Origin of the sequence: Gracilibacillus salinarum (assembly GCF_022919575.1) — a bacterium.
GTDB lineage: Bacteria > Bacillota > Bacilli > Bacillales > Amphibacillaceae > Gracilibacillus > Gracilibacillus salinarum.
This window is the reverse complement of the sequence record NZ_CP095071.1, coordinates 1,969,628-1,980,422: the sequence shown is the minus strand read 5'-3', so window position 1 is coordinate 1,980,422 and position 10,795 is coordinate 1,969,628. Positions and strand designations below refer to the sequence as shown.

At 33.5% G+C, this 10,795-nt stretch carries 10 protein-coding genes; 7 read left to right on the top strand and 3 right to left on the bottom strand.

Going from position 1 to position 10,795, the window contains the following annotated elements:
* The first annotated feature begins 207 nt into the window (after positions 1 to 207).
* The 7 genes from MUN87_RS09250 to MUN87_RS09225 all read left to right on the top strand — a co-directional run bounded on the left by MUN87_RS09250 (position 208) and on the right by MUN87_RS09225 (position 6,421).
* Complete coding sequence (locus tag MUN87_RS09250; protein WP_244747486.1) at positions 208 to 1,215, top strand: acyltransferase family protein; 1,008 nt, start codon at positions 208 to 210, stop codon at positions 1,213 to 1,215.
* Positions 1,216 to 1,881: 666 nt separating this feature from the next.
* A complete protein-coding gene (locus MUN87_RS09245) occupies positions 1,882 to 2,841 on the top strand; it encodes a glycosyltransferase family 2 protein (protein ID WP_244747485.1) in 960 nt (319 codons plus the stop codon).
* Positions 2,828 to 3,226 carry a GtrA family protein gene (locus MUN87_RS09240; RefSeq protein WP_244747484.1) on the top strand — a complete coding sequence of 133 codons (399 nt, stop codon included), beginning with the start codon at positions 2,828 to 2,830 and terminating at the stop codon, positions 3,224 to 3,226. The genes MUN87_RS09245 and MUN87_RS09240 overlap by 14 nt, the downstream gene beginning before the upstream one ends.
* A 34-nt stretch (positions 3,227 to 3,260) precedes the next feature.
* Positions 3,261 to 4,814 carry a glycosyltransferase family protein gene (locus MUN87_RS09235; RefSeq protein ID WP_244747483.1) on the top strand — a complete coding sequence of 518 codons (1,554 nt, stop codon included), beginning with the start codon at positions 3,261 to 3,263 and terminating at the stop codon, positions 4,812 to 4,814.
* A 310-nt stretch (positions 4,815 to 5,124) separates the two neighbouring features.
* Positions 5,125 to 5,298 (top strand): IS66 family transposase, encoded by a 174-nt coding sequence (locus tag MUN87_RS09230; RefSeq protein WP_244747482.1) that lies wholly within the window; start codon positions 5,125 to 5,127, stop codon positions 5,296 to 5,298.
* 84 nt (positions 5,299 to 5,382) lie between these two features.
* A complete protein-coding gene (locus MUN87_RS22420; protein WP_369414016.1) occupies positions 5,383 to 5,511 on the top strand; it encodes an IS66 family transposase zinc-finger binding domain-containing protein in 129 nt (42 codons plus the stop codon).
* A gap of 133 nt (positions 5,512 to 5,644) precedes the next feature.
* Positions 5,645 to 6,421 (top strand): IS66 family transposase, encoded by a 777-nt coding sequence (locus MUN87_RS09225; RefSeq protein ID WP_244747481.1) that lies wholly within the window; start codon positions 5,645 to 5,647, stop codon positions 6,419 to 6,421.
* A gap of 474 nt (positions 6,422 to 6,895) precedes the next feature.
* Here MUN87_RS09225 and MUN87_RS09220 read toward each other — a convergent pair whose 3' ends face one another.
* The 3 genes from MUN87_RS09220 to MUN87_RS09210 all read right to left on the bottom strand — a co-directional run bounded on the left by MUN87_RS09220 (position 6,896) and on the right by MUN87_RS09210 (position 10,671).
* Positions 6,896 to 8,104, bottom strand: a complete 1,209-nt coding sequence (locus tag MUN87_RS09220; RefSeq protein ID WP_244747480.1) for a DHHW family protein — start codon at positions 8,102 to 8,104, stop codon at positions 6,896 to 6,898.
* Between the two features lie 17 nt (positions 8,105 to 8,121).
* Positions 8,122 to 9,552 carry an MBOAT family O-acyltransferase gene (locus tag MUN87_RS09215; protein WP_244747479.1) on the bottom strand — a complete coding sequence of 477 codons (1,431 nt, stop codon included), beginning with the start codon at positions 9,550 to 9,552 and terminating at the stop codon, positions 8,122 to 8,124.
* 123 nt (positions 9,553 to 9,675) lie between these two features.
* On the bottom strand, positions 9,676 to 10,671 hold the full coding sequence (locus MUN87_RS09210) for an LCP family protein (RefSeq protein WP_244747478.1): 996 nt from the start codon (positions 10,669 to 10,671) through the stop codon (positions 9,676 to 9,678).
* Between the last annotated feature and the right edge of the window lie 124 nt (positions 10,672 to 10,795).

The following is a 10,795-nucleotide window of genomic DNA, read 5'->3' as shown; positions in this document are numbered from 1 at the left end:
AATACTCAGGTTCAAGATTAGAGAGATAAATAAGAAGCTAAGTGGTGGATAAAGACGATAACTTCCTGATAAGGTTCACCACAATAAGTGTGGGCCCATCACTTGTTGAAGTCTCACTTTAAAAATTCTTACAAAAAAGATACCCTATAAAGCATGTAAATAACACGAATATATGAATAGAATGATGAAAATAGAGGGTGAATGAATTTGAAATATAATCACACGATAGATGCAGTCAAGTTTATTTGTGCAATTTTAGTAGTGTTAATCCATGTAACAGCTCCAATAGATCAAAAAGGTATGGCCACTTTTCTAAATTATGACAGTTATAGATCTTTTTTTGATATAGCGGTACCTTTTTTCTTTGCGGCTTCTGGATTTTTTTTAGCTTATAAAAATCGAGAATATTTAATTGGATATACAAAAAAAATACTATATTACTATATTATGTTTTCCGCCTTTTATATATTCTGTAATGCGGTATTGCTGGTAATCGATCGGTTAGTACTTCAGAGAGCGTTCTGGCCACGGGCAAGAGATCTATCTGACCAATGGAATTATGTGAATTTTTTAAATGGCACAATTGGGTCCTTTCATTTGTGGTTTTTAACAGCCTTACTATTTAGTACTCTTTTGGTTTATATGCTTTATAAAAGAAGGCCAGAAGTTATTTTATTGGTTTCATTTCTAGCATTTACAGTAAATGCTACAGGGATATTTAATTTCGGAGAACTGTTTCTGCATGGGGGAGTAGTACAAGGCTTTCTATATGTATCACTAGGATTTTACGTAGGTTCAAAGGACTTGAAGATACGATCACCATTATTGTGGTCCATTGTTTTCCTGGTCATTTACTTTATTGTAGGGGATTTCTTAAAAACAAGTATTAGTATAATATTCCTTTTTATATCTGTTTATTACTTGCTAATCTTTTGTAAGAATAATCCTGGTAATGAATCATTGATATCTAAATTAGGAAAGAAATACTCTTTAGCAATTTACATTCTACATGTGCTTATATTAGCCATAATGAAAAAAGTGTATATTTATGCCGGGTTGACATATTATGAGCATTTCTCATTCTATTTAATTTCAAGTATTGTTTGTGTAATAGTTTCTGTAGTAATCTTTAGTGGAGTTATGAAATCCTTGGATAAAGTGTTTCTTGTACCGTTTAATCATATACTTAATCCGGAGAAAAGAACTCAATATTGATAAACAGGGAGGCTTTAATAGGGTGTTGCTCTTGTGAGTAGCATTCTATCATAGGGCTTCCTTTTTCATGTTCATTGCTTTTGCACTATTTTCTTGATATATCCTTTTAATTGGAAGCGAGAGTAGTTAAGAAGCATCAGACTAGAAATCTTTAGTTAAATGATATTTTTTCGCTCATTTTTTTCGTTATTTGTGCGTCTATTCGACAAGTAAGATCATAAAAGATATAGAGATTAGTCCATATCCTAAGGGTGATGAGTATTGACAAAAAATGTTTTAATTTTCCCCCTCTGTCAAAAAGGTAATCATATGGTCACAAAACAGAGGCAAGCGAAAAGGACGTTAAATAGAATATAAGCATCCTCTAGAGAATGGAAACTAAACATATTCTTTATTAAAATAAACTCTACTAATTTGTATGTAAAGATAAACGAGTAACAGTTTTTGTAAGGCATGTTTTTAGTTAAAATACTATAGCAATAAGTACTTTAAATGCTCTTGAATATCTAATAGACCTATATTTTTGTATGATTTTTGTCTATTTAACAAGAATTTCATAAAACTAATATGTTATAATTCAACGATGAAGAGAATCCACAATACACTACTTTTTACGTTGCAAAATTTAATTTTAACTAACAAGTAAAAAGAAACAGGAGGGCAATCATGCACAAACTAATAACTATTATGGTACCAACTTATAACGAAGACCAAGTTATAGAACAGTTCTATGATAGAATTAATGATGTAACAAACGGGATAAATAACTATGAATTTGAACTCCTTTTTGTAAATGATGGAAGTGAAGACAGTACACTTTCGATCATAAAAAAACTGAGAAATACAGATAATAGGGTATCATATGTTGATTTATCTCGTAATTTTGGAAAAGAAATAGCGATGCTGGCAGGCTTTGATTATGCGAAAGGGGAGGCAGTCATTATTATTGATGCTGATTTACAAGACCCCCCAGAACTTATTACAGATATGATTCACTATTGGGAACAGGGGTATGATGATGTCTACGCAAAACGTAGCGATCGTCAAGGTGAAACGTGGTTAAAAAAGTGGACTTCTAAAAATTTTTATAAGGTTCTTAAGAAAACCTCAAGTATACCTATCCAAGAAGACACAGGTGACTTCCGATTATTAGATCAACGGTGTGTGAATGCACTGCGTAAACTAAGGGAGTCACAACGTTATACCAAAGGACTTTTCAGTTGGTTAGGCTTTAAGAAGAAGGAAATATTATTTAATAGAGATCCACGTGCTGGTGGTGAAACCAAATGGAATTATCCCAAATTAATAAACCTTGCGATTGAAGGGATCACTTCTTTTACTACATATCCATTAAAGCTTTCTTCTTATCTAGGAGTTATCATCTCACTCGGAGCTTTTATCTATATGTTATTCGTCATTTTTAAGACGATAGTATTTGGTGAATCAGTAACTGGTTACCCCTCTTTAATGAGTGTCATTTTATTTTTAGGCGGAATTCAGCTGTTATCTCTTGGTGTAATAGGTGAATACTTAGGTAGAATTTTCAACGAAACGAAGAAAAGACCGGTCTATCTTGTTCAGGAATATAATGATAAGAAAGATTTAGTGATACATGAAAATAAATAGGGAGATATTCAACTATATAGTCTTTGGGGTCCTTACTACCTTAGTCAATATTGCAGTGTATGCTTTATTTACCAAGGTATTTAGTTTGAATTATCAAGTAGCCACAGTAAATGCATGGATTGCAGCTGTTTTGTTTGCTTACTACACCAATAAAAAATACGTTTTTAAAGCTAAAGATAGAAACCTTAAACAACTAGTTAAAAGCTTTCTTTTATTTGTATATTATCGTGTTCTATCCCTTGTCATTGACTTATTAGTGATGTATCTTCTAATAGAAATATTATCCGTAGATGACATGGTCACGAAAGTTATTGCAAACATTGTAGTCATTATTTTCAATTATATTACAAGTAAATTGTTCGTTTTTAAAAAAGAAACATACTAGTTTGCCAGAAACAGAGAGAAATGAGGTTATAAAAATGGGGATTAGCACAAAAATTTCAAAAGACAATATTTTTATTTTGTCTATTATCCTGCTTTCAATCATACTTACTTTTATCTTTTCCACTCAGAAAATTAATTATCATATTGATGAGCTAATGACATACAGTCTTTCAAACAGTACGAGTTATATCGATATCACACCAGGTGAAACATATAAATCTTATGGTATGTATCAAGAGCAATTTCTAACTACAACAGAGGAATCAAATTTTGATTACGAACAGGTTTGGCAAAACCAGGCTAACGACGTACATCCTCCGTTCTATTATGTTCTGATTCACACTATTAGTTCCTTTATGCCGGGAGAATTCAGTAAATATATAGGAATAGCTGTTAACATGTTTTTTAATGGTCTTATCATTCTATTGTTATTCAAATTCTCCATGCTGTTAACTAATAATAGAAATATTGCTTATATAACGAGCTTGTTCTGGGCTGTTAACCCTGGTGTTATTTCAGACATGATGTTTATCCGTATGTACATCATGACGATGTTTTTTTGCTTGTTGATTTCATATATTCACTTAAAGCATGTTCAAACAGTGAACACTTATAGTTACAAATTTTATTTAGCTTTGTTTTTTGTATCCTTGACAGGGATTTTAACTCATTATTACTTTCTAATTTTCACATTTTTTATTTGTGCATTATTTGTCTTTTATTTGCTTGTTCGAAAGCGGTGGATGGACTTACTTATTTATATTGGTACATATGTTGGTATCCTGATATCTGCCATCGGCGTGTTTCCTTATATTTATCGTCATATATTTGGTGGTGGACAACGTGGGGCAGAGTCGATGGAAAATTTCATGAATATAAATGACTATCTCATATCTGTGAAAACTTTTTGGCAGATTATAAGTAACAGTTTATTTGGTGGCTACTTATTTATCTCAATAGTTGCAATAGTATTAATGTTCTTAGTTGCGATTCTGTTTAAAAGAAGTCAGTCAGTAGAAATTACTACCTCTTTAAGCAAGATTATCTATTTATTCAGTGCGTGTTGCCTGTATTTCTTACTAATCTCTAATATAGCTGTTTATACTGTTGAAAGGTATATACAGCCTATTTTTCCAATTTTAGTTCTTATGTTTGTTTGTCTCTTGTATCACGCTGTGATGTATTATCTAAATAGAACAAACTCCTTGTACATCTTAAGTGCCTTTCTGATAATTATTTGTATAAATGGTTATTGGCACACCACTTCATTTGAATATTTAATAAAAAACAGTGAAGAAGCACTAAATGTAGCTGAGCAATATCAAGAAAAAAATGTCGTTTATTTATATGATCGAAATTGGAAGATACCAACGAATTATATGGAATTGGCAAATTATAAAAGCGTTACTTTCTATGATCGTAATGATTTAGCTCCTTTTTATCAGAATACAAATTATGAAGAATTTGTTCTTTATATTCACTCTGAAGATGAGTCCATTGTTAATTCTATCGTAGATCGACTTCCTAACATTGATAACTATACAAAACTTAATAGTTATGGATACTGTGTAGTCTATTATTTAGAATAGACTCAGTATTTCATTTTATAAAGAGGTCCTGTTAAACATAGCGGAAGGTATAGGGATGATTGAAATGATGTTTTGTGAATAGTTGGTAATGAGTCCAAAATCACTGATAAAAGGGGCGTCTCACCGTGTCTTTTATTAACGTTTGGGTCGCCTTGCTTCCTTTACTTTGATATACTATACGTATCAATTGAAAGAGGGAGAAACGTGTATGAGTTCCGTCGATGCTTTAACGCAAGTCATCTAAGCGCAAGCGAAACAAATAGACCAATTTACGGCTCAACTCGCTCATCAAGCGAATGAGATGAAATTGTTGCGTGAACAAGCAGAGTACTTAACGCAAAAACTATTTGGAAAGTCAAAAGAATCTATTCCCACAGATGATAACCAGCTTTCGTTATTTGACGCACCGGAAGCACCGATACCCTTGGAAGAGGAAAAGGAAACCATTACATATCATCGAAAAAAGTCTAAAGGCAGAAAATAAACTATTTTACATCAATTTTCAGAACATTCTGTTCATCATGAACTGGTTGGGGATACTTGTGCATGCCCAACTTGTGAGCCAACCATGAAAGAGATAGGAAGCTATCCCGCGCGAGAAGAACTGGTCTATATTCCAGCTCAACTCAACCGGCATGTCCACTACCAACACGCCTATAAGTGTGAGGGTTGTTCTCCAAAAAGGATTGACAGATAAGATTGACAAAACACCTGTTCCGAAAGTACCGATGGATAATAGCTTGGGTTCCGCCTCTATTATTGTCTAAACGATTCACCAGAAATTTTCGTTAAAAGTACCCGCGTACCGCCAGGAAGAGGATTGGCATCGGATGAGATTACTGATTACGCAACAACATATTACCAACTGGCATATCAAAGTCTCTCAATGTTATTTAGAACCGTTTTATCAGGTATTGAAAGAAAAGCTGGTGGAACAAGATATCTTACATGCGAATGAAACCTCTTATCGCGTATTGGAAAGTGATACTAAAAAGACGTATTACTGTACCTTTTTAAGTGGTAAACATAGCGAGCACCCCATCACACTTTATCATCATGATGCAAGTCGGGGATCGCATGTCGTTAAAGACTTCCTTTCCAGTTATAAGGGGGATGTTCATTGTGATATGTGGTCAACTTATCAAGCCTTAGAGAAGGCAGAATTAGCTGGCTGTTGGGCGCATGTACGCCATAAATTCTGGGAAGCGATGCCGAAAGATTGTCCGGCCGATGCGGTAAGTCGACAAGGGGCAGGAGCTTGTGATCGGTTCTTTCGATATGAACGATCATGGAAATCGCTATTACCGAATGACCGGCTGAAGAAGCGAGAGAAACTTTTTCAACCAGAAATGGATAACTTCTTCGATTGGTTGCGTGCACAACCCGTGCTCTTTGGCAGTAAATTAGGAACGGCTATTAAGTATGCACTGAAATATGAAGCTACTTTCCGCACTGTATTAGATGATCAGTTAGTGCTTGATAACAATCGAGCAGAACGTGCGATGAAAGCTTTCGTGACAGGTCAGAAAAATTGGTTGTTTCGATGGAGCAAAGGCAGCAACCATTATTATGAGTCTCATCGAAACAGCGAAAAAAAAACAACATGATTCTGGAAACTTATATTACATATTTACTTGAAGCACTACTAAACCTAGAGATCCTTGCCGATTCTGCTAAATAGGGATATTTTTACATGGCGTCCGATGGTACAAGCTCGCTGCAAAAAAATAGGAAACAGAAACGAAATGAACAGGAGCATACCCAACACATTCGCTAACCTATCTCAAGAATAAGTTTAGCTTAGTGTTGGGTATTTTTCTATATACTTGAGTATTTGGCGCTTACCAACAAATTGACAGCGCATAGACAAATTTCAAATATTTGACCGAACAAGAATGAGGGAGAGAGGACTAATCCTCTCTCCCTCATTTATATTTAGTATAAAATTTATATTTGTTGTATTTCTACTAAGCATCATTTTGTAAGGATGGTTGGGAAAAGAGTAAAGACATTTCTTGACTATAACGTAATAATTCTAAAATATGGAAATTTTTTGAATTAAAACATTATAAAATTTAATATTAATCAAAATTGAACATATCTTCAGCAGTTAGCTGTGTATTATTGTACATGATGAAAACTGCGTCGAAATTGTTATTTGCAATATAATCCTTTAAGGATTGATCAGGATTATGTCTTAAATCATAGATCGTAGTTTCATGAAAATGTTGAGCGATATGATAGATTAAGGCATTTGTGTACGAATCTTTAATTATTAAAACATTGTCTGATTGAGCATTTGCATTATTTGTAATTTTAATTTTACTCTCATCATTAGAAAAGATATTCCCATAATATATATTATTTTTGGTGTCATAATCTTCTAGACCTGAGGCATATACCAGATATGGATCTATAGACTCCCCATTTAGCGCAACTTCATAACTAGAAAATGTTTTATCATCAAGATAGACACACTCATTCTGAGAGTCATTTGATTTTACGCTAGCATAAATTTGCTTATTATAGGTTCCCATAAAAAACTTATGATCAGGAATGCATTGTTTTTCATATGCGTCTTTCTTAAGATCATTATTCGCCACACTCATCTTTAGGAAATTATCCGCCTTTAACTGATTCACCGTTGCAGTATACGCGGCAAATGCTCCGTTTGCATTCCAATGGTGATCCGTCTTAAAGTAGAAATTACGGAGTTCTGATTCTGATTTTTCATTAAATGCTTCTCCGACATTAATTACATTCATATCATCTTTATTCAATTGTGACAAGAAGTACTCATTCTTTTTATCATAAGTCGGTTCTCCCAGATAACCTGGATACAAGAACTCTAGAGTAGCTGCTTTATGTGGTAAAGAAATATAGTAAGTGTTTATATTCTGTTTCTTTAAATACTTTGCGAATGCATTGGTATTCTCAGTAGCTGCATCCATTTTTTCCTGTGGAAAGCTCTTAGAAGGTTTCGGCATGATCCAGTTATCATCTGTTATATAATAATCAAAGATATAGGTTTTATTACTCAAACGTTGCCAATTGATATACATGTTAAGCCATACGTTTCTCCCCGGAAACTGATCGGTAAAAAAGGCTTCAAAATTCTTCATAAATTCTCCCGTCGACATTTGCTCCAATGAAATAGGTGGTCTCTGGGCTAACGTTCGATTTTCTACATCTGAATCTTTATTTTTCGGCGCAATGACTAAATAGACACCAATAATAAAAATGTAAGTAATAAATAAAATAAGTAAGATTTTTTTACCTGTTTTATTCATAGATGACACCTCCAATACTAAAATCTGAAATATATGAATGGATTATAAGTTGAGTTTACTAATGAAATCATTACAATGCCTAATAAAGACATGTAAACAAAAGGCATCACAATGGAATAGATTGGTCGTATTCTGTTTTTGTTCGTTTCACTAAGAGTACTGGACAAGCTTACTTTCAAATACTTAGCAATTGGCATGGAGAAAATAATACCAAGTACGAAAATGATCCAATAATCATTAAGAAAAATAATGGTCGTACCATTCATTAACTGGTCTCCACCTAATCCAAATAAGACTTGGATATAATCAAAAGAATAGGCAAAGTTATCAGCCCTGAAGAAAACCCAACCAATCATAACTACCAATAGCAAATAAATATGCTGAAGGGGTCTGTATGCTTTTGCTAATACTTTGGAAAATCCTAATCTTTCGACAACGATTAATAACCCAAAATAAAAACCCCAAGCCATAAATGTCCAACTGGCACCATGCCAAAAACCTGTTAAAGTCCAGACAATTAATAGGTTTACTATAGTCCTGACAGCACCTTTTCTATTTCCTCCCAGAGGTATATATACGTAATCTCTAAACCAGGTACTAAGTGAGATGTGCCATCTTCTCCAGAATTCTGAAACAGATCGGGCAATGTATGGATAGTTGAAGTTTTCTGGGAAATCAAAACCAAACATTTTACCTAATCCAATTGCCATATCACTATAGCCGGAAAAATCAAAATAGATTTGCAATGAATAGGCTAGTACCCCAATCCAAGCAGTAGCAACACTCAGTTCAGTTGTATTTGTAGCGAATACCGTATCTGCAATCTCTCCAAATGCATTAGCAAGCAAGACCTTTTTGGATAAACCAATAATGAATCGTTGAATACCGTCTGTAAACTTGTCTAGTGTAATCTGCCGCTTCTCTAATTGCTCATTAATTGAGTTATATCTGACAATTGGTCCGGCTATTAATTGCGGGAACAAAGCGATATAGAGTGCTAACGAAGTTAAATTTCTTTGTACTTTGGTGTCATGTCTATACACGTCTATAATGTAACTAAGTGCTTGAAACGTAAAAAAGGAAATTCCGATTGGCAGAGGGAATTCCTCAATAGTAATATGCAGATTAAATAGTTGATTAATATTATCAACTAAAAATTGTGCATATTTAAAGAAGCCAAGTATCAATAAATTACTGATAATGGCGCAGATAAGAAAAGTTTTTTTCCTGATTAGCTTCGTTCTGTTTGTATCTATTAACAATCCGAATACATAATTTATCAGAATAGAGACAATCATGAGGAAAATATATTTTGGTTCACCCCAGGCATAAAAAACAAGACTTGCAATTAATAAAATATAATTTTTCAGTTCAATGCGCATCATGTAATAACAGAATAAAACCATGGGTAAAAAACCAAAAAGAAAAACTAAATTGCTAAATACCATCACATTCACCTACAGATTTAAATTTATTTATAAAGAGAAATAAGCTAAGAGAAATACTATTTCATGTAATTCTCTTAGCTTTTCTTTAGGATTACAGGTGCTTAGGAGCAGCCTATATAAGTATTATTCAACATCATTTTCAAACTCTAAGTGTTGTTGGAATTTGGCTTTAACTTCTTCCAAATCTTGCTGATTTAATTCAAAATAATAACGATCAGCCCACAAATCACTTCCAGTTAAGTTTAGGGTTTCTATATCTAAAGAGCCAGATGTACCATATGTAAGCAAGCTCCTCATTTCACCAAAAGTAAAATTCGTTGTCATATTGTCACCGACTGCTTCAATGGCATCATCTAATTTAAATACTGAATTTACTGAAATTGTTTTATCTAGAATTGCTTTCATTATTTGCTGCTGACGTTTTCCTCGTTCTAAGTCATTATCTAATTTTCTTGTTCTAGCTAGAGCTAAAGCTTCTTCTCCGTTCAGTGTTTGTTCACCTTCGTATAAGTGGATCGCATTCTTTTGATCCTTTGAGTTCTGTTCTGTAAATTCATACGGAACATCTACTGTGATACCGCCAAGGGCATCTACAACATCGACAAATGCATCAAAATTCAATCGTACATTATAATCTACCGGTACTTCTAACAACTCTTCCACTGTATCAATTGTGGCATTTATGCCTCCAAAAGAATGGGCATGTGTTATCTTATCCTTATATCCAACTTTAGGTATATAAACGTATGAGTCTCTAGGAATACTCAGCATTTTTACGCTTTTATCGGTCTTATTCAGAGTTGCAAAGATTAATGCATCTGATAGTGCATTTGTATTATTTCTGTGTTCACTGTTATCGATTCCAATAAATAAGATTGAGATATGATCTTCTGTTGGATCAACCTCTTGATCTCGCAGATCAGATTTGTCTCTTCCATTATCTTCATATGATTCTGAAACAACTTTTTCAGCTTTGTTAAGGAGATTGACTGCATAAGTAGTTATCGCCCCGACAAGCAGAATAGAAAACACTAGTAGATATAGTAATATTTTCTTTTTTTTCTTTTTCTTATCCAATTTTTTGTTTACAATTCTAGAATGCCTCTTATTTTCAGTCATTACTTATCCTCCACATTACTGTTTGTTCAAACAATCTAAAGCTAATTCTACTATGAAACGAACGGAACGTAAATAAAATTTATCCTTATTTCGAAAAGTTTAGTATGTGACAAATATCGTATGC

Coding starts and splice junctions, on each gene's coding strand:
- MUN87_RS09240 (WP_244747484.1), top strand. CDS start 2,828: ATGAAAATAAATAGGGAGATATTCAACTATATAGTCTTTGGGGTCCTT.
- MUN87_RS09245 (WP_244747485.1), top strand. CDS start 1,882: ATGCACAAACTAATAACTATTATGGTACCAACTTATAACGAAGACCAA.
- MUN87_RS09210 (WP_244747478.1), bottom strand. CDS start 10,671: ATGACTGAAAATAAGAGGCATTCTAGAATTGTAAACAAAAAATTGGAT.
- MUN87_RS09235 (WP_244747483.1), top strand. CDS start 3,261: ATGGGGATTAGCACAAAAATTTCAAAAGACAATATTTTTATTTTGTCT.
- MUN87_RS09215 (WP_244747479.1), bottom strand. CDS start 9,552: ATGGTATTTAGCAATTTAGTTTTTCTTTTTGGTTTTTTACCCATGGTT.
- MUN87_RS22420 (WP_369414016.1), top strand. CDS start 5,383: ATGAAAGAGATAGGAAGCTATCCCGCGCGAGAAGAACTGGTCTATATT.
- MUN87_RS09225 (WP_244747481.1), top strand. CDS start 5,645: ATGAGATTACTGATTACGCAACAACATATTACCAACTGGCATATCAAA.
- MUN87_RS09220 (WP_244747480.1), bottom strand. CDS start 8,104: ATGAATAAAACAGGTAAAAAAATCTTACTTATTTTATTTATTACTTAC.